Source organism: Crassaminicella profunda, from assembly GCF_019884785.1.
Taxonomy (GTDB): Bacteria; Bacillota; Clostridia; order Peptostreptococcales; family Thermotaleaceae; genus Crassaminicella; species Crassaminicella profunda.
In genome coordinates, this window is record NZ_CP082326.1 from 3,151,686 (window position 1) to 3,178,021 (window position 26,336).

At 32.8% G+C, this 26,336-nt stretch carries 20 protein-coding genes; 1 reads left to right on the forward strand and 19 read right to left on the reverse strand.

Going from position 1 to position 26,336, the window contains the following annotated elements; all coding sequences use genetic code 11:
• Positions 1 to 48 precede the first annotated feature (48 nt).
• Positions 49 to 783 carry a LytR/AlgR family response regulator transcription factor gene (locus K7H06_RS14650; RefSeq protein ID WP_223036781.1) on the reverse strand — a complete coding sequence of 245 codons (735 nt, stop codon included), beginning with the start codon at positions 781 to 783 and terminating at the stop codon, positions 49 to 51.
• Positions 776 to 2,497: a sensor histidine kinase gene (locus tag K7H06_RS14655; RefSeq protein ID WP_223036782.1), complete on the reverse strand. Its 1,722-nt coding sequence runs from the start codon at positions 2,495 to 2,497 to the stop codon at positions 776 to 778. Before K7H06_RS14655 ends, K7H06_RS14650 begins: the two co-directional genes overlap by 8 nt.
• Positions 2,498 to 2,924: 427 nt before the next feature.
• Here K7H06_RS14655 and hisC point away from each other — a divergent pair, with 427 nt between their 5' ends.
• Positions 2,925 to 4,028 carry a histidinol-phosphate transaminase gene (gene hisC / locus K7H06_RS14660; protein ID WP_223036783.1) on the forward strand — a complete coding sequence of 368 codons (1,104 nt, stop codon included), beginning with the start codon at positions 2,925 to 2,927 and terminating at the stop codon, positions 4,026 to 4,028.
• Between the two features lie 141 nt (positions 4,029 to 4,169).
• On the opposite strand, the gene ppaX is transcribed toward hisC, so the two are convergent.
• From ppaX to K7H06_RS21420, 17 genes are all read right to left on the reverse strand, one after another.
• Complete coding sequence (ppaX, locus tag K7H06_RS14665; protein ID WP_223036784.1) at positions 4,170 to 4,820, reverse strand: pyrophosphatase PpaX; 651 nt, start codon at positions 4,818 to 4,820, stop codon at positions 4,170 to 4,172.
• A gap of 13 nt (positions 4,821 to 4,833) precedes the next feature.
• Entirely contained in the window at positions 4,834 to 6,993 is a 2,160-nt protein-coding gene (locus K7H06_RS14670) for a Tex family protein (protein ID WP_223036785.1), read from the reverse strand.
• A 200-nt stretch (positions 6,994 to 7,193) separates the two neighbouring features.
• A protein-coding gene (gene prfB / locus K7H06_RS14675) for a peptide chain release factor 2 (protein WP_223036786.1) occupies positions 7,194 to 8,292 on the reverse strand; the annotation gives its coding sequence in 2 pieces (ribosomal slippage) (positions 7,194 to 8,216 and positions 8,218 to 8,292; 1,098 coding nt in all).
• Positions 8,293 to 8,349: 57 nt separating this feature from the next.
• Positions 8,350 to 11,034, reverse strand: coding sequence for a preprotein translocase subunit SecA (gene secA / locus K7H06_RS14680; RefSeq protein WP_246637539.1), 2,685 nt, complete (start codon positions 11,032 to 11,034; stop codon positions 8,350 to 8,352).
• Between the two features lie 113 nt (positions 11,035 to 11,147).
• Entirely contained in the window at positions 11,148 to 11,645 is a 498-nt protein-coding gene (locus tag K7H06_RS14685) for a DUF5317 family protein (RefSeq protein ID WP_223036788.1), read from the reverse strand.
• 177 nt (positions 11,646 to 11,822) lie between these two features.
• On the reverse strand, positions 11,823 to 12,353 hold the full coding sequence (gene hpf / locus K7H06_RS14690) for a ribosome hibernation-promoting factor, HPF/YfiA family (protein WP_223036789.1): 531 nt from the start codon (positions 12,351 to 12,353) through the stop codon (positions 11,823 to 11,825).
• Positions 12,354 to 13,149: 796 nt separating this feature from the next.
• The gene (locus K7H06_RS14695; RefSeq protein ID WP_223036790.1) at positions 13,150 to 13,860 is read right to left on the reverse strand and encodes an ABC transporter ATP-binding protein; all 711 of its coding nucleotides are present in this window, start codon (positions 13,858 to 13,860) and stop codon (positions 13,150 to 13,152) included.
• Positions 13,854 to 14,627 carry an ABC transporter ATP-binding protein gene (locus tag K7H06_RS14700; protein WP_223036791.1) on the reverse strand — a complete coding sequence of 258 codons (774 nt, stop codon included), beginning with the start codon at positions 14,625 to 14,627 and terminating at the stop codon, positions 13,854 to 13,856. The genes K7H06_RS14695 and K7H06_RS14700 overlap by 7 nt, the downstream gene beginning before the upstream one ends.
• The gene (locus K7H06_RS14705; protein WP_223036792.1) at positions 14,628 to 15,515 is read right to left on the reverse strand and encodes a branched-chain amino acid ABC transporter permease; all 888 of its coding nucleotides are present in this window, start codon (positions 15,513 to 15,515) and stop codon (positions 14,628 to 14,630) included.
• 13 nt (positions 15,516 to 15,528) lie between these two features.
• Positions 15,529 to 16,407 (reverse strand): branched-chain amino acid ABC transporter permease, encoded by an 879-nt coding sequence (locus tag K7H06_RS14710; RefSeq protein ID WP_223036793.1) that lies wholly within the window; start codon positions 16,405 to 16,407, stop codon positions 15,529 to 15,531.
• A gap of 55 nt (positions 16,408 to 16,462) precedes the next feature.
• On the reverse strand, positions 16,463 to 17,668 hold the full coding sequence (locus K7H06_RS14715; protein ID WP_223036794.1) for an ABC transporter substrate-binding protein: 1,206 nt from the start codon (positions 17,666 to 17,668) through the stop codon (positions 16,463 to 16,465).
• A gap of 483 nt (positions 17,669 to 18,151) precedes the next feature.
• Positions 18,152 to 18,637 (reverse strand): flagellar export chaperone FlgN, encoded by a 486-nt coding sequence (gene flgN / locus K7H06_RS14720; protein WP_223036795.1) that lies wholly within the window; start codon positions 18,635 to 18,637, stop codon positions 18,152 to 18,154.
• A gap of 12 nt (positions 18,638 to 18,649) precedes the next feature.
• Entirely contained in the window at positions 18,650 to 19,036 is a 387-nt protein-coding gene (gene fliS, locus K7H06_RS14725) for a flagellar export chaperone FliS (protein ID WP_223036796.1), read from the reverse strand.
• 24 nt (positions 19,037 to 19,060) lie between these two features.
• Entirely contained in the window at positions 19,061 to 21,214 is a 2,154-nt protein-coding gene (gene fliD, locus K7H06_RS14730) for a flagellar filament capping protein FliD (protein WP_223036797.1), read from the reverse strand.
• Positions 21,215 to 21,263: 49 nt separating this feature from the next.
• The gene (locus tag K7H06_RS14735; protein ID WP_223036798.1) at positions 21,264 to 21,626 is read right to left on the reverse strand and encodes a flagellar protein FlaG; all 363 of its coding nucleotides are present in this window, start codon (positions 21,624 to 21,626) and stop codon (positions 21,264 to 21,266) included.
• A gap of 91 nt (positions 21,627 to 21,717) precedes the next feature.
• Entirely contained in the window at positions 21,718 to 22,182 is a 465-nt protein-coding gene (gene fliS / locus K7H06_RS14740) for a flagellar export chaperone FliS (RefSeq protein ID WP_223036799.1), read from the reverse strand.
• Positions 22,183 to 22,193: 11 nt separating this feature from the next.
• Positions 22,194 to 26,315 (reverse strand): flagellin N-terminal helical domain-containing protein, encoded by a 4,122-nt coding sequence (locus K7H06_RS21420; protein WP_281426010.1) that lies wholly within the window; start codon positions 26,313 to 26,315, stop codon positions 22,194 to 22,196.
• Between the last annotated feature and the right edge of the window lie 21 nt (positions 26,316 to 26,336).

Below are 26,336 nucleotides of genomic sequence, written 5' to 3' on the forward strand. Positions count from 1 at the left end.
TAACCTACATTTATTTTCAATAAAAAGCAAGAAGTGAGTTTCCCCACTTCATATGCCTAGTATTTTCTTAAATTTTTTTAAATAATTTCTACTAACAGGTATTTCTGATTCTTCCTTTCCCTTGATCTTTATCTTATACGTATAATTGAACCAAGGAATAATTTCATCGATACAATCAATATTTACAATATAACTTTTATGGGTTCTGATAAATCTTTTCTTTTTAAATCTTTCTTCTAACTCTTTCAACGAAAAATTGCAACGATACTCTTCTCCTCTTGCATGAACAATCATATCTTGATGTCTTGACTCAATATATTGAATTTCTTGTATATCCATCAAAATAAATCGATTATTCTGAGATACACATAATTTATTGATCTCTACCTCTTCATTCTCTATAGCATCCTTATCATCCGTATTGATTTGTTTTTTTATTCGATCAATAGATGCCTTGATTCTTTCTTGTGAAAAGGGCTTTAATATATAATCACATACATTGATTTCAAACCCTTGAATAGCATATTCATTATAAGCTGTAGCTAAAATAACAAAAGGGGGATTATTTTGATCTAATATTTTTCGAGCCAATAAAAGGCCATTCATATGCTGCAGCTGAATATCTAAAAATACAATATCAGGAGATAATTTTTTTATTAGTTCCATGACCTCTTCTCCATCTCCTGTTTCTCCAACAATCTCTATATCCTTATATTTTTTCAAAAAATATTTTAACTCATCTCGAATATATTTCTCATCATCTACGATAAAAACCTTAAGCACTTTGATCACACTCCCCAATGTGTTCTATAATAGGAATCCTTAAAAGAATAGAAGTTCCTTTTCCTACTTTACTATCTATCTGTAACCCATATTTTTCTCCAAACATTCCCATCAACCTTTGATTGACATTATTAATTCCCAAAGAATCCCTATGCACATTCTCCTCACTCATGATATGTGAAAGTTTTTCTTCTTCTATACCTACCCCATCATCTTCAATGTAGATGATTACTTCATCTTTTTGCTTTATGCCAATGACACTTACCTTTCCACCATTTTTTTTGGGCAATAATCCATGCTTTATAGCATTCTCTACAAGAGGTTGTAGCGTTAAAGGAGGAAGAATACAATTTAAATTTTCTTCTATATCATAAATAACTTCCAATTTATCTTCAAATCTAGCTTTCTCAATTTCTACGTAAGATTTTACATGATTTAGTTCGACTTCTAAATCTATTAGCTCTTTATTCATATTTAAATTTTTTCTAAAAACATTGCTAAGGTGGGTAATTAAACTCCTAGCTTTTTCAGGATTGATTCTACAAAGTGAACCAATTACTGTTAAGGAATTAAATAAAAAATGAGGATTAATCTGAGCCTGTAATGCCTTAAGTTCTGCTGTTGCTAAAAGCTTTGAATGATGTTCAAGCTTTCCTAAAGTCAATTGAGTAGAAAAAAGCTTTGCAAGTCCATTGGCTAGCTCCACATCAATAGATGTAATGGCATTGGATACCCCTTTATAAAGTTTAAAAGTTCCAATCACTTTATCATCTTCTTTTAATGGAAAAATAACCACTGATTCAAGGGGACAATTATGATTCCTATATTCACATGATTTTTCTGTACAATGTCCTAGCATAATAGGTTTTGCTGTTATTAACACTTGATTTGTAATCTCTGTTACAATGGGTTTCCCTACTTCATGCCGATCCGTTCCAGCCCCAGCATGGGCTACAATTCTTTCTGTATTTGTAAAACTGACTGCATTATATTCTGTCATATCACAAACCTTTTCTGCTACCTTTTGGATTTCTTTACTATTTAATCCCTTTTTAATAAAAGGTAAAGTCTTATCCGCAATCTTAAGGGTCAGCTGTGCCTGCTGAGCTCCCATTTTTTCTTCTTCACTAAATATATTATCAATAATAACAAATAAAAGAGCAAGCCCTAATGAATTAATCACAACCATAGGAATCCAAATAGCTTTTACTAACATAACTGCATCTTCAAAGGGTCTTGAAAAAATAAGCACAGAAATCTTTCTCATACTTTCAGCAATGGCTCCTGTAAGAGCTGCATACATCCACTTTTTCTTCTTGTTTTGGATAAATTTCCCCATAAAGCCTGCCATGAGGCCTTCAAATACAGTAGATAAAGCACAAGCAGTTGTGGTAAAGCTACCAGCAAGAATCATTCCTCGATGGGTTCCTGCTATAAGTCCTGCCAAAAGACCTACGAATGGACCTCCTAAAAGCCCTCCTGTTGCAACCCCAATAATCCTTGTATTTACCAATGCCCCTTCAAATTCTATGCTAAAATAAGTCCCTACAATTCCAAATACACCAAAAACAAAAGATAAAAGCAGCTTATCAGATAATTTCACTGGCTTTTTTGCAATTAAATTTCGAAAAGATTTTAATCTTGATAAGATGAACGCGAAAACAAACAGATTTCCATATTTATTTGCAAGTCCTAATATAATATTTAAAATCATCAAGATCACTCCCATGTAAAAATTTTAGAATCATAGTACTTCCATTATACTGTAAATATTTATTTTATTACAAATCTTTTGTCGTTCGATAAATTTTAAAAACATTCTCAATATTCTCTTTTCATATGCGTTGATTTATAATATTATATAAATATACCAAATAATTTTTAAACATTAAAATTTTTGTTGAATTTTCTATCATTCAATTTTTATTCTTCCTATCATAAAACATTTTCAACAGGTCTACTCATTGCCCCTAGAGAAGACACACATGAATAGGATTTAGAATAAAGACAAAATATATTGATAAGTTTTAATGAATAAAACATTTATTGAATATATTATACAAGGAGCTAAAAAAAATTGAGAGATTTTAAGAATAAGCAAGTATTAAAAAAATTCAATTTATAAAGGGAGGAATAAATCCATGAACAATAACGATTTATTTAGAAAAGAAGTCCATTCCTTAAAACGATATGTCCCTGGAAAGCCTATTGAAGAAGTAAAAAAGGAATTAGGTTTAGATGAAATCATCAAACTTGCTTCTAATGAAAATCCTTTAGGCCCCTCTAAAAAAGCAGTAGAAGCTATTAAAGATGCAGCTGAAAATATTCATATCTATCCTGATTCATTAGCAACAGCCTTACGAGAAGATTTAGCTAAAAAATATAATCTTCATCCTGGTGAAATCCTTGTTAGCAACGGAGGCGAAGAAATCATTAAACTCATTGGGCATACCTTTATCAATCCAGGTGATGAAGCAATTATGGCAACCCCTACCTTCGGACTCTATGCAACAAGTGTTTTGCATATGGGCGGAGTCCCCATCCAAATTCCACTAAAAAATTACAAACATGATTTTAAAGCTTTTATAGAAAAAGTAAATGATCGTACAAAACTAATCTTTGTTTGCAATCCAAACAATCCTGTAGGAAATATTATGACACAAGATGAAATCAACGATCTACTAGAAAATATACCTGACCATGTAGTAGTTGTATTAGATGAAGCCTATTATGAATATGCCATAAAAAACCCTGAATATCCTAACAGCCTAGAAATACTCAAAAAAAGACCTAATACCCTGATCATTCGAACATTCTCAAAGGTAGCAGGACTTGCTGGAGTTCGAACAGGATATACTTTAACCTCTAGCAAAATCATCAATGAAATGACAAAAGTTAAAAATGTCTTTAATGTAAATAGACTTGCCCAAGCAGCAGCTGGCGCGTCCTTACAAGATGAAGAACATATCCATAATACTGTATCTCTTAATTATCAGTCATTAGGGCTAATGGAAAAATATTTTGAAGAAAATCATTTAGAATATATAAAATCTAATGCCAATTTTATATTTGTAAATCTAGGTATAGATTCAAAAGAAGCATTTCAAAAACTAATGGAAAAGGGCTTCATCATTAGACCAGGATATCTATGGAATATGAATTCTTGGATTAGAATAAGCACGGGTACGCTAGAACAAACAGAAAAATTCTTACATAAGCTTGACGAGGTACTAAACGAAAAATAATTTTTAATTTTTATAAACACAAAAAAATGACCACCTATTTTTAAGGGCCATTTCTTATTTTAGATTGATGTGACATCCACCATCTTTTCATGTTGGACAGCACATCAATCTTTTTTTATATCTTTTTTGAATAAACATTTTTTATTCTTTATTTAATTTCTCTATTATTTTTATCAATTCTTCCATACTATCTACTACATAATCAGGATCATGCTTTAAATACATTTCCTTAGGAAGTGCACTCCAACTTACTGCTACAGAAATAGCGCCTGCATTTTTGGCACAAAGTACGTCAAAAGGACTATCTCCTACCATCATAGCTTCTTTGGGATAACTATTTAATTTTTCCAATGCCATAAGTATTGGCGTAGGATCTGGCTTATGTTTATCTGTATTATTGGCACCAACAATGCACTCAAAATACTTTTCTAAATCAAATAACTTCAATCCTCGTCTTGCTGATTCATTAAGCCTTGAGGTTACAACCCCTAGTTTATATCCTTTCTTATAAAGCTGCTCTACAGCTTTCTTTACACCTGTATGAATAGTAATAAACTTTTCAAAATTTACTCCTTGAAACGCTCTATAAGTTTCTAAGGCTTCATTACTACACTCAGGACATTCTCTATCTAATGTTATTTTTAAAATTTCTCCAAAGGACCGGATAATCTTTTCTCTTGGATATTCTTTTTTCAAATGAGTTTTATAAGTATGCTGAAAAGACTGAATAATTAACTCATTTGTATCTAATAGTGTTCCATCTAAATCAAATAAAATTGTTTTTATACTCACATGAATCTCCTTTCTATACCTGCTTCATACTCAAAGAAATTTTGCCTCTTTCCATATCTAGTCTAATAATTTTCACCTTCACTTCATCACCTACAGAAACAACATCCATTGAATTTTTTACAAATTTGTTACTTAATTCAGAAATATGTACCAATCCATCTTGTTTCACACCAATATCTACAAAAGCTCCAAAATCAACAACATTTCTCACTGTCCCTGTCATAATCATGTCTAATTTTAAATCTTCCATTTTTAATACGTCACTTCTAAATACTGGTTTAGGCATTTCTTCCCTTGGATCTCTACCAGGTTTTTTGATTTCTGATATAATATCTTTTAAAGTGGGTACTCCTACTTCTAATTCTTGGGCCAATTCAGCAATATCTTCTCCAATATCTTTTATTTTTTCATCAATATTTCTTAACTTCCCCTCTTTAATATCATCCATGGTATAACCTAATTTTTCTATTAATTTCATGGTTATAGCATAAGACTCTGGATGAACAGATGTATTGTCTAAAGGATAATTTCCATCAAAAATTCGTAGGAAACCTGCACATTGTTCATAGGCTTTGTCTCCTAATCGCTTCACTTTTTTCAGTTGTTTTCTATTAGAAAACTTTCCATTCTCTTCTCTGTATTTTACAATATTCTTTGCTATAGATAGAGAAATCCCAGATATATAATTGAGTAATGAAGGAGAAGCTGTATTCAAATCAACTCCCACGCTATTTACACAATCTTCCACTACATTTTCTAAACTTTTTCCTAATTTACTTTGGTTTAAATCATGTTGATATTGTCCTACCCCTATACTTTTAGGATCAATTTTTACAAGCTCTGCTAATGGGTCCTGCAACCTTCGACCAATTGAAATAGCTCCTCTAATAGATACATCTACATCAGGATATTCCTCTGTTGCAAGCTTTGATGCAGAATAAACAGATGCACCTGCTTCACTAACAATTGTATAGTATACCTCTTTTTCTATTTCCTTTAGCATTTCTGCTACAATAACTTCTGTTTCTCTTGAAGCTGTACCATTTCCAATAGGAATCATATCAATATCATATTTCTCAATTAATGTTTTCATCACCTTTTTGGACTCTTCAATCTTGTTATGAGGCTCATTCGGATAAATGGTTGTATAATCTAATAATTTACCCGTTTCATCTAATATAGCAAGCTTACATCCGGTTCGAAAACTAGGGTCAATAGCTAATAACCTTACATCCTTAACAGGAGGAATTAATAATAAGGGCTTTGTATTTTTGGCAAATACCTTAATGGCTTCTTCTTCCGCTCTCTCTGTTAGACTATTCCTAACTTCTCTTTCAATAGATGGCCCAATTAATCTTTTATAAGCATCTTCTATAGCTTCTACTAAAATTTCAACAGTAATAGCTTTTGGATTGTTAACTATTTTATTTTGTAGATAATTTAATACTTCCTCATCAGGGCTTACTAATTTCACTTTCAATTTTTTTTCTTTTTCTCCCCTATTAATAGCCAAAATTCTATGGTTAGCAATTCTATTTACTGATTCTGAAAAATCATAATACATTTCATAAACGGTTTTCTCTTCTTCATCTGCAGCCTTAGATTGAATCATTCCTTTTCTAAAATTTAAATCTCTAATTTTCTCTCTATATTCAGCAACATCAGATATGATCTCAGCAATAATATCCTTTGCGCCATTTATTGCATCTTCTACTGTATTTACTTCTAACTCCTCATTCATAAAAGGTTCTACCAGTGCTTCTATTGTACCTTTTATTTCTTCCTGTTTTAATATAATTTGTGCTAAAGGTTCGAGTCCCTTTTCTTTTGCCTTAGTAGCCCTTGTCCTTCTTTTTTGTTTAAAGGGTCTATATAAATCTTCTAGTTTTTGAAGAACACTTGCTTTAAGAATTTCTTCTTTTAATTCATCTGTTAATTTTCCCTGCTCATCTATTAACCTAATCACTTCTTCTTTTCTTCCTTCTAAATTTCTTAAATAGGTAAGCCGATCATAAATTTCTCTTAAAACTTCATCACTTAATCCACCTGTTGCTTCTTTTCTATATCGTGCAATAAAGGGTATGGTATTTCCTTCATCTATCAGTTTTAGCGTTTCTTGTACCTGATAGTTTTTAATATTAAATTCCTTTACTAACTGATTTACTATTTTCATTTTATTCCTCCAAATAACATTCTTTTTTCATTGACAACTTTCATCAGGACATTTTCCATATTCCCGTCGAATATTTCCCGGGAAAAAATGATTTTTGCCAAGTTTTTTGTAATATTTACTATTTTATTATATAGCTGCAAAAACATATCCGCAAGGGAAAAGAAAAGACGTGAATATACTTCACGTCCATGATCATCTATTTATACTTTTTTTAGATATTCATTCATAAATAGATCAATTTCCCCATCCATAACAGCTTGAACATTTCCTACTTCTGCATTGGTTCTATGATCTTTTACCATATTATAGGGATGAAACACATAAGATCTGATTTGACTTCCCCATGCAATCTGACTATAGTCACCCTTTAAATCCTCAATTTTATCCTTATGTTCTCTTTCTCTCAATTCTATGAGCTTACTCATGAGCATTTTCATAGCTGTTTCTTTATTACTGTGCTGAGAACGTTCATTCTGACATTGTACAACAATCCCTGTAGGAATATGGGTGATTCGAATAGCTGAATCTGTCTTATTCACATGCTGTCCTCCTGCACCACTGGCGCGATAGGTATCAATTCTTAGATCATTTGGGTTAATATCCACCTCTATATCTTCATCTAGTTCTGGCATTACATCAAGGGACGCAAAGGAAGTATGCCTTTTTCCAGATGGATCAAAGGGTGAAATTCTTACAATACGATGCACACCCTTTTCACTCTTTAAATATCCGTAGGCATTTTCTCCTTCAATCAATAAGGTTACATTTTTTATGCCCGCTTCTGTATCTGGCAAGATATCTAATGTTTTTACCCCATATCCTTTTTTCTCAGCCCACCTAGTATACATCCTAAGAAGCATTTCAGCCCAGTCCTGAGCATCTAATCCCCCGGCTCCTGAATGAATAGAAATAATAGCACTATTTCTATCATATTCTCCAGATAATAAGGTTTCTATTCTTAAATCATCTATGGATTCCTTTAGATTTTCAAATTCTTTTGCAATTTCCTTTTCTACAGACAAATCAGACTCTTCAATGGCCATATCAATCAGAATAATTAATTCTTCGTATTTTTCATGAGTATCCTCAAAGTTTTTCAACTTATCCTTTAGCCCCTTGGCCTTTTGAAGAACTTTCTGTGCCTCCTGAGGATCATCCCAAAAGCTAGGCTCCATTGCTTTTTGTTCTAATTCCGCTACTTCAAATTTTAAGTGAGTGATGTCAAAGAGAAACCCTCAAATCGTCTAAAGGCTCTTCTAGTAAACCTAGTTCATGCTTCAGCTGCTCTAGTTGTATCATTAAACCCCTTCTTTCCAATAACTTTTATTTTAATTCATTATTTACGTTTAGTATTACCTATTGTTTTCCACAACATTTTTTATATTTTTTCCCACTTCCACAAGGACAAGGGTCATTTCTTCCAACTTTATTTTCCTTTGTAACTGGTTTTTTCTCTATAGGAGAGTCCGTTCCACTAGTTCCTGTAACTTTTACAACTTGCTTTCTTTCTGTTTCTGTTTGTACCGTTACATTAAACAAATGTCTTAAAGTATCCTCCCCAATACTAGCTGTCATGGCTTCAAACATATCAAATCCTTCTACTTGATAAGCTCTTACAGGATCTTCTTGTCCATACGCACGAAGGCCAATCCCCTGTCTTAATTGATCCATTGCATCAATATGATCCATCCATTTTGTATCTACAATTCGAAGAAGAATTACTCTTTCTAATTCTCTCATTCTTTCTTCTCCAACTTCCTCTTCCTTTTGCTGATATAAATCATCTGCAATTTTCATAATTCTGCTCTTTAAATCTTCTTTTGTCATTTCCTCTAAATCATCAAAAACAAGACTTCCCTTTGGAAGGAATATGGTTTTAAGAGAATCTTCCATTCCTTTTAAATCCCATTCTTCAGGGAATTTTGCTTCTGCCGTATAAGTTTCAATGACACTATCTAACATACTTGAAAGCATGCCTATAATATGCTCTCTTAAATTTTCCCCTTCAAGTACTCTTTTTCTTTCTTTGTACATAACTTCTCTTTGCTTATTCATCACATCATCATATTGAAGAACATGCTTTCTTATGGAGAAGTTTCTACCTTCTACTCTCTTTTGTGCAGTTTCTATAGATTTTGAAAGAATATTTGCTTCAATTGGTTGATCATCTTCCATTCCCAATTTTTCTACAACCCCTTGTATTCTTTCACTACCAAATAATCTCATCAAATCATCTTCTAAAGATATAAAGAACTGAGAAGATCCATGATCTCCTTGACGTCCTGAACGACCTCTTAACTGATTGTCAATCCTTCTTGATTCATGTCTTTCCGTACCAAGAATAGCAAGACCTCCAGCTTTTGCTACTTTCTCACGTTCCACATCTGTTGTCTTTTTAATTTCATTATGAAGGTCATTGTATACCTTTCTTGCTTCAATAATTTCTTCATCCTCTGTAGGGGCAAAGCTTGTAACCATAGAAAGAGCATAATCACTATAGCCTCTCTTTTTCATTTCCTTCTTTGCCATAAACTCTGCATTTCCACCTAAAACAATATCTGTACCACGACCAGCCATATTTGTAGCTATGGTTGCAGCACCTAATCTTCCAGCTTGTGATACAATCTCTGCTTCTCTTTCATGATGCTTTGCGTTTAGTACCTCATGAGGAACACCTTGTCTTTTTAGCATCTTACTTAAAAGTTCTGAGTTTTCTATAGATATGGTACCTACAAGAACAGGTTGCCCAATTTTATGTTTTTCAACGATCTGATCAATAACCGCTTTGAATTTTCCTTCTTCTGTTTTATAAATTGAATCAGGTAAATCTTTTCTCTGAATAGGCTTATTGGTTGGAATCACAACAACATCCATATTGTAAATATGTCTAAATTCATCTTCCTCTGTCTTTGCAGTACCAGTCATACCAGATAGCTTATTATACATTCTAAAATAGTTTTGTAATGTTACAGTAGCCAAAGTCTTTGATTCTCTTTGTACCTCTAGTCCTTCCTTTGCTTCTATTGCCTGATGCAATCCATCACTATATCTTCTACCAAACATCAATCTTCCTGTGAATTCATCAACAATAACAATTTCTCCATCCTTTACAACATAATCCTTATCTAGCCTCATCATTGTATGAGCTCTTAAGGCCTGATTGATATGATGAGAGATTTCCATATTCTCAGGGTCTGCTAAATTTTCAAGACCAAAGAATTTCTCAGCCTTTTCAACGCCACCACCTGGTTCATCTGTAATGACTACTGTATTAGCTTTTTCATCGATTACATAATCTACTTCTTTTTTCAATGTTTTTACAAATCCATCTACAATCTGATAAAGCTTTGTTGATTTTTGACCTGCTCCAGAAATAATCAAAGGAGTTCTAGCTTCATCCACTAAAATACTATCTACTTCATCCACGATAGCATAATTTAAGGGTCTTTGTACCATTTCCTCTTTGTAAATCACCATATTGTCTCTTAAGTAGTCAAATCCAAATTCATTATTTGTTCCATAAGTAATATCTGCATTGTATGCTGCTCTTCTCTCTTCATTACTGATCCCATGAACAATGCATCCTACAGATAATCCTAAGAAATGGTAAATCTTGCTCATCCATTCCATATCACGTTTTGCCAAATAATCATTTACCGTTACAACATGCACCCCTTTACCTTCTAATGCATTTAAATAAACAGGAGCTGTTGCTACAAGTGTTTTACCTTCTCCAGTCTTCATCTCTGCAATTCTTCCTTGATGAAGAACCACTCCACCTAAAAGCTGTACTGGAAAGTGTCTCATTCCTAGTGTTCTCCATGCAGCTTCTCTTACTACTGCAAAAGCTTCAGGAAGTAATTCATCCAACGTTTTTCCTTTTTGGATTTGCTCTTTAAATTCATTTGTTTTATTTTTTAAATCTTCGTCACTTAATCCTTTTATGCTTTCTTCAAAAGATTCTATTTGATCAACGATTTTAAAAAGTTTCTTTACCTCTCTATCATTAAAACTACCGAATATCTTCTCTAAAAGCTTCATTGTTATCATCCTCTCCAGCTAAACGAATAGTACTCTAATTTTCATTTTAACATAATAAAATAAAGGTGCAAATTAAATAACTATTACAAAAAAGGAAGAACCCTTGTCCTTCCTTATTGTTTCCCTTTATATTGAAATTCTATCATTGTTGTAGGTCTTTGTCCAAATCTACTTCTAAGCATTTCCCCTTGCATAAATAAAATCATTCCTAAACTAACCAATAAATCTCCTATACTTAGTTCATTCGATAAAGGATAAGTTTTTGAAATAACAATATGAAAATTTAAACCAGATAAAAATCCAGGCAATTTTGCGCTATTTATAAAGATGATGATCAGGTTTAATATTACCCCTATGAGCATTGCCCAAAAACCTTTTTTATCTATATTCAATACCAAAGTAACTGCTAATAAAACTAATGAAAAACCATAGAAATACGTTCCATATTCAGTTAGTAATGGAATTTGATTAGAAAAGCTAAGAACTGCTTGTATCATCAATGAAATAATGACTAAAGGCCATAACCTTATATGCAAAAATCTCAAATTTTGTACTTTTCCACCTCTTATTTTCCCCAACACAAATCCCATAATTGTTCCTGCTATTACCAATTTGCATCACTCCCCAGAAGCCCGTTTTTATTACAATTCGACTCGTAACTACACATTCCTTTATTTTTTATTTTTTCCATCTATAGATATAGTAATGCAAAATAGAAATTTTTACAAATACTTATTTTTCTTTATATTTTGATTCCAATAGAAAAGGCAGCTGTCGCTGCCATTTTTTTAATATGTTGGTTCAATCAAACCATAATTTCCATCTTTTCTTTTGTACACTACATTCACATCATCTGTATCACTATTCGTAAATACAAAGAAGCTATGTCCTAAAAGTTCCATTTGTAGTACTGCTTCTTCAGCATCCATAGGCTTTACGGGGAATCTCTTGGTTTTTACAATTTGTGATTCTTCCCTAAAACCACCTTCTATAATTGGAATATTTTCAAATCGAATGGTATCATGACCCTTATTTCTTTTCTCAAGCCTTGTTCTATATTTTCGAATCTGTTTATTTAATTTATCAATTGCTTTATCTACTGATGAATACATATCCTCAGTAGCTTCTTCTGCTCTAAGAATGGTTCCATTGATTGGGATTGTAATTTCAATAATTTGCCTACTTTTTTCTACACTTAATGTTGCTTGAGCCTCTGTATCCTCCTTGAAGTATTTTCCAAATCTCTCCATTTTGCTTTCTACCATGTCCTTTAATGCATCTGTAACCTCTAAATTTTTTCCACTTACTTTCACTATCATATACTTCAGCTCCTTCCAGCAAATATAATCAATTGAGTTAAAAGTATTAACTCAAAATAATAATCAGAATTATACCATTAGATTATTATATTATTATTCCATATAGCTTAGTATTTTTCCTCCATTTTTTTTAATTATCTATTTTTAGTTTGGACAAGTTTCATATTTATATTTTACCCACTTAAAATTCTCTCAAACAAATATTCAAAATTTTTTCTTATAAAACTTTTCAACAGTATCCACGCTTTTATCCACAGAATTTTCTAAAAATTTTATCATTCCTATACATTCTTCTCAAAAAAATAGCTATTACTGCTATACATTGTATGCAATATTATTCATTTATATAGCTTGTCCACATGTTGATTTTTTGTTAAAACTCACCTTGTGGACAATGTGGATAACTCTGTTGATAACTCATTTTTCAATATTTCTATTTGTGGAGAAACTTGTGTATTTTTAGTGGACAAGTATTTTTATGACGGTTCGTGGAATAAATTGTAATACATTTATACATGATTCAGTACTATTTCTACATTTTTCTCTTTCTTTTTTTCATCCTCAAACAACAGTTTATTTTTACAACTTATTATTATATGTAGTTTTGTATCAAAATATTTCCAAGTTTTTTGTATTTTTTTATACAACAAAAATAAATCTTAGTGAACTCGCTTTGCTAACGCAAAAGGTCAAAACTTCAGGTGAAAATGCTACTCCACCTGAAGTAAAAAATTTCAATTAAAACTTTTTCTTATGATTTCTATAACTAAATAACTAAACTGACAGACACCTCTAATTATCCTTTAGCTTTTCCCAAAAAAGCTTCTTGAATAGTAGGATCTTTTATTAATGCCTTCGCATCGCCTTTTTTCACAATGGTTCCTTGTTCTAGTACATATGCCTTATCTGCAATAGATAATGCCTTATATGCATTTTGTTCAACTAAAAGGATGGTTTTATTCATCTTTTTAATATCTTCTATAATTTCAAAAATAGTTTTTACTAAAAGAGGTGCAAGTCCTAATGAAGGCTCATCTAATAAAATTAAATCTGGATTACTCATAAGCCCTCTGCCCATTGCGAGCATCTGTTGTTCTCCACCACTTAGTGTTCCAGCTATTTGAGTTAATCTTTCCTTTAGTCTTGGAAACAATTCATACACCTTTTCTAAATCTTCTTTTATATTTTCATGATCATTTCTTAAATAAGTCCCCATCATTAAATTTTCTTTTACCGTAAGATTTGCAAAAATAAGTCTTCCTTCTGGAACTTGACAAATTCCAAGTTGTACGATCTTATTAGGGAGTTTGGGAATTTCTTTTCCTTTATATTTAATCACACCCATCTTTGGCTTGACAATTCCAGATATTGCATTAAGAAGAGTAGATTTACCCGCTCCATTTGAACCTATTATAGATACGATTTGACCCATCTGAACTTCTATATCCACTCCTTTTAATGCATGGATTCCTCCATAATATACATTTAGGTTCTCAACCTTTAGCAAACCACTTCCTCCTCCCCTAAGTAAGCCTCTTTAACCTTAGGATTTGATTGAATCTCTGCTGCTGTTCCGTCCCCTAACTTTCTTCCAAAATTGATAACAGAAATATGATCACATATACCCATGATTAAATCCATATGATGTTCTATGACTAAAATAGTCAACTTAAAGCGATCCCTAATTTCTTTTATCAGCTCCATCAATCTTATGGTTTCATCAGGATTCATCCCTGCTGCTGGCTCATCTAATAGGAGTAGCTTTGGTTTTAAGGCTAAAGCTCTTGCTATTTCAAGCCTTCTTTGAAGCCCATAGGGTAAATTCCCTGCGATGACATTTCTTCGATCAGAAAGCTCTAATATATCCATTAGTTCATGGGCTTGTTTTGATAACTCTTTTTCTCCTTTTTTAAAAGACTTACTTCTTAATATGGCTCCTAACAAGCTATAATCTGCATGGAAATGACAGGCCGTTAAGATATTGTCATAAGTAGATAAATTTTTAAAAAGCCTTATATTTTGAAAAGTTCTTGTAATACCTATATTGGCAACTTGATAAGGCTCTAAGTTTTCTATATTTTTACCATTGAATAAAATTTCTCCTTCACTTAATTGATAAATTCCTGTAATAAGGTTAAAAACTGTTGTTTTTCCAGCACCATTGGGTCCTATAAGTCCATAGATGGCATCCTTTTCAATACTAAAGCTTAAATCTCCAACGGCAGTAAGTCCCCCAAATCTTTTTGTCACATTTTTGAGTTCTAAAAGATTCATTTATATTTCCCCCTCGTTATAGGATTTATTTTTATTAAAAATGCGAGAGAAAAATTTTTTGATATTGCTTATAGTGATTTCTTTCCCACCCATAAGTCCTTTTGGTCTAGAAATCATAATAAAGATTACAGTAGCACCATAAACAACCAATCTCCATTTAGCAAAGGTTCTTAAAAGCTCTGGAAGAGCTGTCAATAAAACTGCACCAATTACACTTCCTGAAATACTTCCTAAGCCTCCAAATATAACGATAATGGTAAGTTCTGTAGATTTAATAAGCTGAAACATCTTCGGTTGTAAAAATCCTGTATAATGGCCTAAAAATCCTCCAGCGATTCCTGCATACGCCGCACTTATAGCAAGAGCTATCATTTTATATTTAAAAACATTGATCCCTATAATCTGAGATGCTAACTCTTCTTCTCTTACAGCCATCATATTTCTACCATGCCTTGATTTAATTAAATTGATTAAAATAACAATGGCTATGATATTGATCACTACAACATTTATAAGGGTTGTGTCTAGTGGTATCCCAGGCCAGCCTCTCGCTCCACCAAAATACTGAACATTATCTAAAATAAGTCTTATGGCTTCCCCAAAACCTAAAGTAGCTATACAAAAATAATCTCCTTTTAAATTCAGTGTAAGCTTTCCAATGATCAAACTTACCATTGCTGCTGCAAGTCCACCAATCAGCAACGCAGGAATAAAAGGCATCCCAAATTTCACCGTCATTGTCGCTGTAAAATAAGCACCAATTGCCATAAAGCCTGCATGACCAAAGGAAAATAATCCCGTAAAACCTGTAAGAAGAGAAAGACCCAGTACTGCTAAAAGATTAATCCCTGATAAAATTAATATTCCTTTCACATAAAACCAATCCACCTAAAATCCCCCCTTATGCCTTATCTTCAGTGATTTTACCCATAATCCCCATAGGTCTTACGACTAAAATAAAGATCAATAATCCAAACGCTATCAAATCTCTATATTGTGAAGATAAATAACCTGATGTAAAGGTTTCTATAATTCCTAATAAAATAGAACCGATCACCGCTCCAGTTAAACTGCCTAAGCCACCAAAAACAGCTGCAATAAAGGATTTTATTGTAATAGCTCCTATTTGTGGGTATACCGTATATTTCATACCAAATAATATGCCAGCAATCCCTGCTAGAATCCCACCTAGAGCGAATACAATAAAAATGATTCTATCTGTATTCACACCCATTAATGCACTAGCTTTTGCATTATAAGATGTAGCCCTAATTGCCATACCTGTTTTCGTTCCTTCTATAACGTAAATCAATAGACCCAGACTAATAGCAGATATAATAAACATGGTAATATCTAATCTTCCTATAGCTATTTTCCCTAATGTAATTGGCGTTCGAGAGAATACTTCAGGATAAGTTCTAAAGGTAGGCCCTATAGTAGCTATAACAATATTCTCTAAAAATATAGAAGCTCCCATGGCTGAAATAATAAAATATAAAAAGGGTGCATTTCTTTTTCTAAGGGGACTATAAGCCACTTTTTCTAAAGAAACAGCTATTAGTCCTGCTCCTAATGCAGCTAATATAAACGAAGGAATAAAGGGAAGTTGAAAGGCTGTCATACAAAAAAAACCTATGTATGCACCAATCATAATGACACCCCCATGGGCAAAATTACTAAAATTCATAATACTATATACAAGGGAATAACCTACTGCCATGAGTGCATAAACACTTCCTATAGATAAACCATTAATCAATTGTTGAAAAAAAGCAGACATAAATTTTCTCCTTCCTTTTTAAATAAGAGAGGGTAAAAACCCTCTCTATTATCCTCTACTCAGCAGAATATTTTTGCTGGAATACATATTTTCCATCTACTATTTTGATAATGGCTGCATCTTTACCTTCTGGATTATGTGTATCTTTACCAATGTTAATCTTTCCGGTTATTCCAACCATTTGTGCATTTTCTAATGCATCTCTTACCTTAACCGTATCCACACTATCTGCTTTCTTTACTGCATGTTCTAAAAGTTTAAATGCATCATGAACAAGATATCCATTTAATTCAACTGGTAAATCATATTTTTCTTTATACATATTCTTAAACTCTTGTACATCAGGGTCTTCAAAATCTAAGTGATTGACAAAATAACAGCCTTCTATTGATTTTTGTGCCATTTGAAGGAGTTGTTCTGAAGGCCACCCATCTCCTCCCATAAGTACTGCATCAATTCCTAAATCTCTTGCTTGGTTGGCACTCAATGCAACTTCTTTATAAAAATATGGCATAAATATAATCTCAGGTTCAGCTTCTTTTATTTTACTAAGTTGCGGTCTAAAATCTACATCACCAAATTTAAATCCTTCTTTAGCAACAATTTCTCCACCTTTTTCTTTGAATTTTTCTTCAAAAAACTGTGTTAAACCTTGAGAATATTCATCTGCAACATCATATAATATAGCTGCTTTTTTAAACCCTAATACATCAGCTGCATATCCAGCAGCAACAGCTCCTTGATAAGGATCTATAAAACAAACTCTAAAATTATAAGGTTTTACATTCCCATTATCATCAACAGTTACTTTTGGATTAGTTGCAACAGTAGCTATATCAGAAACATTCATTTCTTCAAGTACTGCTGAAATAGATATAGCCTGCCCACTTGCATTTGGCCCAAGTACTGCAATAACTTTATCTTGTGCAGTAAGTCTTCTTACAGCATTCACTGCTTCCATAGAATCTCCACGAGTATCATAGCCAATGGCTTCTAATTTTTTTCCTAACCAACCACCATTTTTATTTGCTTCTTCTACAAGCATTTTTACCGTATTAAACTCACAATTTCCCCAAACAGCTTGGTCTCCAGTCAGTGAACCAATCCAGCCAATTTTTACAACCTCTTCCCCTTTTTCTGCTGTTTCTTCTTGATTTACATCCTCTTGGTTCGTTTCTGTTTTCTCTGGTGCACATCCAATTAAAGCCAATGATACAATCAATAATACGGACAATAATATAAGACCTAATCTTTTTTTCAAATTTTCCCCTCCTCTTTGAATTTGATAGAATATTCATATTTATCAAACAATTTTCTTTACAGCTTATTCTTTTTTTGTGATTTTTATTCCTATATTCATAAAATATTGTTCAAAAAAAATAAACCCTTGATACTTTTCATCAAGGATTTTACCTCATCAATAACTAAACTGACAGGCACAAAAAAATCCCTGATATTTTTATCAAGGATTATCTACATAGTTAGCTGACCTGATCTTTGACCCCACACTCGCCTGCTGGAAGGTTGGCTCTGGGGTTACCATCACTACTACCTCTCTCAGAATATCTCTGGCAGGTCTTACTTCTAAGCCGCACCATGATCAGTATTCTCATTTTTAAGATTACCTTACGTGGATCCCTTTGCCTGCGACTGGCATGGACTTTCAACCACAGACCTAAGCTATGCATATAGTATTATACATGGTTTTAATGATTTTAGCAATAACTAAAATATTGCAATTTTCTTATTTATGATCAATAAACACACCTTGCACCCCTGCATATTTCTTCATATAGCTTGATGCGATTTTAGAGGTTTGCTTTTTAGTTTTTAATTTTTTCATATCTTGTTTCACTTTATCAAAATCTATATTCAACTGAATAGTATTATTTTCATCTAATTTTTGCATATTTTTTATTAATAGCATAATATTACCAATATGCAGCTTTAACTCTTTTAAAGAAGGATATTTTTCTATTTTTATATCTTCTATAGATGCAATATTCAAAGCTTTTTTTAATCCATTGTAATGATTTAAAAAGCTTATATCTATCTCATTAATATGCTCCATGATCAATTGCTTTTGCTCAATGACCACTGTCAAGTTTTCTAAATCTCCATTTTTGATAAAGCCCTCTTGCTTCTTCGTTAAAACTAATAATTCTTTTAAACTTTTTTCCTTTTTTTTAGAAATATTGATTAACTCGTCAATCATTTGTTTAATTTCCATATGTTAACCTCATTATTTCTTTTTAGCAAGCTCCATAGCTTGCTTCCAAGTATCTCTTAACTCTGTAAATAAAGGTAGTATTTCCTCTAAAATAGCTTTATCCTTTTTCATATTTGCTTGTGTTAATTTTTCTAATAAAAAATCATAAATAGGTCTTAATCCCTTTGAAATTTCATAGTCCATATTCAAGGTTGAATTCAATTCAATTATAATATCACTAGCTCTCCTAATTGTCTCATGGGTTTTTTGTACATTTTTTTGTTCCATAAATAAAAGAGCTTGATTCACAAATTTAATAGCTCCATCATATAACATCAAAGTAAGCTCTTGTGGAGATGCCATCATTACTTTATTTTGTTTATATTGATTCAATCCACTGTAAGGATTACGCATTGCCATATGTATTCACTCCTTTTATCTTGACTACATTTTGCTTAACTGCCCTGCTAACCATGAACTTTGCTGATTCATTTTATTCATAGCCGTCTCCATAGCTGTATATTTTTTCCAATAAGATTGTTCTAATCTAGCCAATCGACTTTCTTCATCTTTAATTTTCTTACCATAATCTAAAAAGTCTTCATCTAATAAACTGATAGATCCTTTACGACCATTTCCTCCTGTGACAAAATCTATTAACATATCACTTTTTACATTTCGATACAATTCTTTATCGTCTCCAGGCCCTGCCTTATCAATAATTTTTTTCATTCCATCGGTCATATCATCATACAAACGATTAATAAGACCTGTATTACTTCTAACCTTTTTATCATAGGCTATTGTATATTCTCTTTTTTCAGAAGCTGTAAAATTCGCATAATCATCATAAGTTTTTCCTGTACTTGTTTTCCAATTTTCTCTTAGTTCGGTCTCCAATGTTACTTTATCTTCATTAGAAGGACTTTTAAATAAAAGGTTTAATGTCCCCTCTACATCATCCATAATAGCATCTTTTAATTTTTTCTCATTAATTACTAGTTTTCCTTTAGATTTCCACTTATCTGTAGTAATACCAATAGTAGTTAATTGATTATATTTACTTGTTACACCTTCTACATCTTCATACAATCCTGTTCTTGCATCTGTCAAAATTTCACTAATAAATTGGTCATTTCGAAGCAAACCACTTTTAGCCCTCTGCTCCCACAGCTTAATGTCGTCTTCTTTCATAGATTTTTTTTGTTCTGTTGTTAAAGGAGTATAATCTCTATATCTTTTCTCAGATACTTTTTTATTCATCTTATCTATCATTTCATTGTACTTATCCACAAAACCTTTGATTTTTTCATAGACCTTGTCTACATCTGTATCTACTTTTATAGTAATATCCTTATCAGTAGAAGTATCCTTTAAATTGAGTTCAATCCCATTTAAATTGATAGTATTTGAAGAATATTCTAGGTTTTCAGCTCCATCAAAATTTATGCTTGCATCTGTTCCAGTTCTTCCTCCTAGAAGTGTAGGCATTTTGAATATATTTTTTCCTGTGAATAATCCTTGCGCATCATTTTCAACAGTAATAAGTTTATTCTCTGTAGTGATATCCTTTGTATCAAATACAAGTTTTCCATCACTAAAACTAACAACTGTTTTACCAATTGGAAGAATACTTGGATCTGGAGGATTTTTTCTGAATTCCTCATTTATCTTATTCACTAATTCTTGTATAGTATTTTCCTTATTAACAGTGATATCTTTTGATGTTCCACCAATATTAAGATTTAATATTCCATCTGTTGATACACCTAAATCTGCTAATGTTGTAGCATCTGTTACTCCTGCTTTTACTACATCTACACTTTCAGCTGTACTTCCTAATGAAGGCATCATATTAAATTTATTGTTGGCACCTGTTAAAATACCATTCTCATCTTCTATAATCTTTATCTGTGCTTTGCTTCCTGTTTTTTTCGTAGACAAAAACAGTCTTCCTGCAGTTTCATCAAAGTTTGCTTGAATACCTAAAGCTGTTTCACTCGTTTTAGGATCTCCATCATCTGTTGTTGCATAGTTAATTTCTTTTATGAGATCTTTTATCTTAGTATCTTTAGTATAATCTACACTTACAGTATCCGTACTTCCATCTTCTTTTATAATTTGAAATTTAATAGTTTGTGTACCTTCTACATCCATCCCTAAATCCAATAGTGTATTTTCATTAGTTGCATTATTTTCTCCCACTTTTACAGCATTCGTACTTACTGCACTAACCCCTTCTGCTAAATTATTTACCTTTATTTTATGTACCCCTGTCATTCCTATTGCACTTGCTTTTGCAGTAAGAACGTCTTCATCAGAAGAAGATACTTTTTTTACCCAATTTAAATTAGAAATGCTATTTCCAATAAGCATCCCATTAGACAAGGATTTTGAAAGTTCTAAGTCCTTCTTTGTATCTAAAATAAAATTTGCAAAATCTTTATTCACTTCATTGTATTGTTCTTGCTTCCATAATGTAGTTTGTTGTTTTTGAAAGAGTTTATCCACTTTTACTCTTTCCGCTTTCATCAAACCACTTACTATACTTTCCGTATCCATCCCAGAAGCAAGTCCCGTAATTCTAGTTGTATCCATAGCTTCACTCCCTTAGCCCTATCTTCTCTCTATTAATAAATATCTTAACTTATGCTTTTTTATCTACAAATAACCCAGCTCTCTCAATCATTGCTTGAATCATATCTACTATTTTTTCTGATGGAATTTCCCTTATGACTTCTTTTGTCTCTTTATCAACGATCTTGGCCATAATCTGCTTTGTTTTTTCATGAATGGAAATTTCCAAAGTTGTATTATCCATATTTAAACCTTTACAAGATTTTTCAATAGCTTCTTTCAGCTCATCCTTCCCAGAATAATTTTTATCACTATTCTGCTTCTGAGCCATATCTACAACATTTTCTCCTTCTTCTGTTCTTTTTATTGACTCACTCCCTTGATTCATGTACGAATATTGATTATTCAAGCTAGAGCTACTATTTATTTCCATAAACATACACCATCCTATCTTATTTTTATATGTATTTTATCGGTATAAACCTTTGTAAACTTTATATTCAAACAATTTTTTTATCTTCTCTCTATCCTCGTCCCCATTGATTCTCATGATTCATTACATAATCATTTAGTTGTCCCTTTCCATACGTAGCTCCTGTCATAATTTGAGGTCGACTAGACTTCTCCCTCTTTTCAAATTCATGCTGTTCAAGTTGTTTCCACCCATCATATAGGGGCATCAACACATGAATAGCTTCTTGTAATTTTTTCTTTTCTCTATTCAATTGTCCTAAGGTAATCAAATGATTCACATATATATAAAGACTTCTTAAATTTTTAGAAATTTCAGAATCCCCTTTAAGGGTGATTACTAGCTCTGCCAATATATTTTTTCCTTTTTCTATAGCCTTTTCAAAAGATGCTTTATTCTGATTATCAATACATACAATAGCTTCTTTTATTTCATCCATCAATCCTTCATAAAGAATGGCTACCAACCCTGCATCATTGGCAGTAGCGATTCTGCTTGCTAAATATTTTTTATCCATTCTTTATCCTCCTATTGTAATAACTGAAGTATAGACTGAGGTCTTTGATTAGCTTGTGCGAGCATGGCTGTTCCTGACTGCTGTAATATATTTAATTTTGTGTATTCAGACATAGCCAAAGCCATATCCACATCTTGAATTCTAGAAAGAGCTGCTGTTAAATTTTCACTAGCATTATCAATATTACTAATGGTATGTTCTAAACGATTTTGATAAGCACCTAATCTTGCACGAAGTTCTGAAACCTTTTCAATAGCTTTTTGATATCTTTCAATAGCTATATTTGCCCCTTCTTTACTAGTTACATCTAAGGCAGCCTCTATAGGTGTATTATTAGATCCATTGGTTACATTCAATATTTTACAAAACCCTTTTTCTCCTGGTTTTCCTGAAAGACCTAATTCTTCAGCACGTATATCCCCAATGGATACAGCAAATTCTTGATGCTCATTGGCACCAATTTGAAGACTCACCTTATAATCTTCATAAAATCCATCTTCTATCAGAATATCATTTCCTTCTTTTCCACCTTCTTTTGCTTCTATAATCAATGATGTGCTACGAGAAAGATCAAAAGTTTTCGGAACTGAAAGAGCTTCTCCTGATGCTGTTCCTTTTTCTTCAAGAGTTAGAATATTTCCATTGATTCCAGTTCTTGTAGCAGTATATTTGTCTTTTAAAGATGAGTTATTAATAGCTTCTACTAAGCTATCTATCTGGGTACTTACATCTGTACCTATATCAAACTCTCCTTTTAATGGATCTGCCACCTCAGGAGGTGTTACTTTTACAGCTTTAAAAGTAATATCGCCTATACTAACAGCTTCCCCTTCTGTAAAAGGTTTATTGAATTGATAATTATAAACAGCAAGCTTTTCAGTTTTAGTATCTTTTCCACCTGCCAAGGTCTTATCAATATCAGTTGTTACTTCTGACCCCTCAACTTCTCCATCCCAAATAGTTCCTGTCTCAAAGGTCCACTTACTAAAATCACTTCCATCTACAGGCGTAAGGAGTTTATTTTTTATTTCACTAATATTGTTTTTACTCCCAGTTGCATTTGCCAAATATATTTTTAAATCTCCACCTACTCCATTAACTGACAAAGCATCATTTGTTCCTTGTGCTACAATAATCTTTTTATTATTTGTTCCTGTTGGATCTGTTATTTTTAAAGTTTGTCCATCAACTATTATTGTAGCAATTGAGGGAACAATAGGATGTCCACCCGTTACATTTCCAGATACTTGTGTGAGGGAATCTCCCTTCACTTTGCTATCCCAATTTGCACTTCCTGTAAAGGTCCATTTACTAAAATCTGTTCCATCTACAACACCTAAGCCTTGTACAGCTGTCTCTATTAAAGCTGCTGTATTCTTACTTTCAGTAGCATTTGCTAATTTAATGGTTAAGTTTCCACCCGTTCCATCTACAGCTAAATCATCTGTTGTATTCTTTTCAATGGTTACTGTATGACTTCCACCTAATCCATCTTTAATCGTCAGTGTTTCTCCATCTACTACTATAGATGTAGATGCTGAACTAGGAGATACTCCCCCTAGCGTCATATTTGTAGCTCTTGTAATAGACTTTGTATCATTAATAGAAGTATCCCAGTTGGTACTACATGAAAAGGTCCATTTACTAAAATCTGTTCCATCTACAACACCCAAGCCCTGCACAGCTGTCTCTATTAAAGCTGCTGTATTCTTACCTTCAGTATCCTTTGCTAACTTAATCGTTAAATTTCCACCCGTTCCATCTACAGCTAAATCATCAGATGTATTATATTCTATATTTACAGTATGACTTCCACCTAATCCATCTGTAATAGTTAGTGTTTCTCCATCTACTTCTACAGTAGCCGTTGATGGAGTAGCTACTGTTCCTCCTATCATAGCTCTACTAATCTTTGTAAGCGTATCTGCCGTAATATGTCCATCCCAGTTTCCACCATCTGTAAAGGTCCACTTTTCAAAATCAGCAGCATTTGGTAATAACTTTATTTTTTTTGCTATTTCATCTACTGTATTTTTACTTGCTGTATCCCCTAATTTAATAACTAGATTTCCACCTGTTCCATCTATCTCTAAATCTCCACTTGTTGACTTTTGTATAGTTGCCGTATGAGTTCCACCTGACCCGTCTGAAATATTCAATACGCCATCCCCTACAATCAACGAAAGGGTAGATTCCTTAGCAGGAGAACCGCCTTCAAAAACACCTGTAGATTTTTCAATGGTCTCCCCTGTAATATTGTTGTTCCAAGCACCTCCATCCTTTACAGTAACCCCTGGAAACGCTGTACTCAAAGGAGCTGTTCCTAAAGCACTATTAATAGCACTGATGCTATTTTTAGCAGGTGTATCCTTTGCTAGTTTAATAATTAATTTTCCACCTGCTTCTTCAAGTGCTAAATCATCTGTTGTATTTGGCTGAATTATAACATTATAATCGTTTCCATTTACATCTGTAATGGTTAATGTACTATCCCCCACAGTTACATTTGTTGTGGAAGGAATAGCAGGTTCTCCTTTTACACTTTCTTGAGATGCTTTAAGAAGTCCTAGTGTTCCACCTGTTAGAGTAGCTGTAACAGGTGACGAAACTGTACTTCCAGCAAGACCAGTCCAACTAACATCTTCCACTTTCCATCCATCAGGAAGCGCTTTTTGTATTTCTGCTAAAGTATTATTTCCAGAAGTATTTTTAGCTAATGCAATAGTTAAATTTCCACTGGATTCACTAGCAGATAATGTATCATCTGCTGATGATGTAATAGTAACCTGTCCATCTCTTCCGTATTGATCTATAATTTTAAATTCCTGTCCCCCTACAGTAACTGTAACCTCTGAAGGTACTGCCTGATTTGTTAAATCTGGAGGTGTTTGAATAGATCCCTTATCCGCTACATTTGGTGCTGGTGTCCCTTCCTTTAATACAACACCCTCCAATTTAGAGCCTGCTTCTTTGACTATATTATTGATCAATTTTCCTATCTTCTGGTTATTGTCCTTCTCATCTAATGCCTCACGAATATCTACACCTATTTTATCCCCCATGTATTTTCCCTTTAAGGAATCATAAAATTCTATTTCTCCACCATTAATGGTCATCCCTTTTCCTATAAGGACCTGTATATTCTTATTGGTATCCTCTGGATTTGCTCCTATTAAATTAGAGAAATCAAATTCTTTCTTCGCTGGTATAAGAGTCGTTTCTCCTATCCCTTCTTTTCCACTATCCGTCGTAAGAGCTGCTGTTCCTGCTGCAGTATAGGTAGATGTACCAATATTTCCTGCATCTCCTTTATACTCTCCACCAGCAGTAATAATGGTTTTATTTGTTCCATCAAATTCTGCTGTATAATGATTCAATAGTTTTTCATTTTTCTCTATAACTGCATCTAATCCTGCCTTTAATGATTTGGCACTTCCCTCTAATGTAGCAGGCGTTGCATCTAAATTAACCATTACCGTATTCGGTATGGTAGTTGTATCTAAATTGTATGCTTCTAGTGGACTTTTTCCATTAGCAGTAGCACTAGCAAAAGTCACCTTTACTTTTTCTCCATTCAAATCAAGCTCTAATGTATCTCCATCTTGTGCAGGTTTTCCTGTATCCCACTGAAAACTTTGAACTGCATTTGTATAATTGTTATTTCCTCCCTCAAGTTTTCCTTTATCAGGTACCAATTGGCTGTCATGATCTACGCTATCTCCTTTTAACAACTCCTGTTTATTAAACTCTGTTGTATTCCCAATACGATTAATTTCTGAGGTTAATTGGTTGATTTCATCTTGAATGGTTTTACGATCCGTCTCATTCAAAGTTCCATTTGCAGCTTGTATACTTAACTCATTCATACGTTGTAAGATACTATGAATTTCTGTCAAAGCACCCTCAGCTGTTTGAATCAAAGACACACCATCTAAAGCATTTCTTGAAGCCATTCGAAGCCCTCTGATTTGGGCATCCATTTTTTCTGAAATAGCCATTCCTGCTGCATCATCAGCAGCTCGATTAATTCTCTTTCCTGATGATAATCTTTCTAATGCCTTAGATGTTTTTTGGCTATTCATATTCAATAATCTATGGGCATTAAGTGCTGACATATTGTGATTGATTCTCATATTTTTCCTCCTTCATCACCC

Bases quoted from the DNA above. Each gene is read 5' to 3' on its own strand.
- secA (WP_246637539.1), bottom strand. From the start codon at position 11,034: ATGAAGCTTTTAGAGAAGATATTCGGTAGTTTTAATGATAGAGAGGTA.
- K7H06_RS21420 (WP_281426010.1), bottom strand. From the start codon at position 26,315: ATGAGAATCAATCACAATATGTCAGCACTTAATGCCCATAGATTATTG.
- K7H06_RS14670 (WP_223036785.1), bottom strand. From the start codon at position 6,993: ATGAAAATAGTAAATCAGTTAGTAAAGGAATTTAATATTAAAAACTAT.
- fliD (WP_223036797.1), bottom strand. From the start codon at position 21,214: ATGGATACAACTAGAATTACGGGACTTGCTTCTGGGATGGATACGGAA.
- hisC (WP_223036783.1), top strand. From the start codon at position 2,925: ATGAACAATAACGATTTATTTAGAAAAGAAGTCCATTCCTTAAAACGA.
- K7H06_RS14655 (WP_223036782.1), bottom strand. From the start codon at position 2,497: ATGATTTTAAATATTATATTAGGACTTGCAAATAAATATGGAAATCTG.
- hpf (WP_223036789.1), bottom strand. From the start codon at position 12,353: ATGATAGTGAAAGTAAGTGGAAAAAATTTAGAGGTTACAGATGCATTA.
- K7H06_RS14710 (WP_223036793.1), bottom strand. From the start codon at position 16,407: ATGTCTGCTTTTTTTCAACAATTGATTAATGGTTTATCTATAGGAAGT.
- fliS (WP_223036796.1), bottom strand. From the start codon at position 19,036: ATGGCAATGCGTAATCCTTACAGTGGATTGAATCAATATAAACAAAAT.
- K7H06_RS14700 (WP_223036791.1), bottom strand. From the start codon at position 14,627: ATGAATCTTTTAGAACTCAAAAATGTGACAAAAAGATTTGGGGGACTT.
- flgN (WP_223036795.1), bottom strand. From the start codon at position 18,637: ATGGAAATTAAACAAATGATTGACGAGTTAATCAATATTTCTAAAAAA.
- fliS (WP_223036799.1), bottom strand. From the start codon at position 22,182: ATGGATAAAAAATATTTAGCAAGCAGAATCGCTACTGCCAATGATGCA.
- K7H06_RS14735 (WP_223036798.1), bottom strand. From the start codon at position 21,626: ATGGAAATAAATAGTAGCTCTAGCTTGAATAATCAATATTCGTACATG.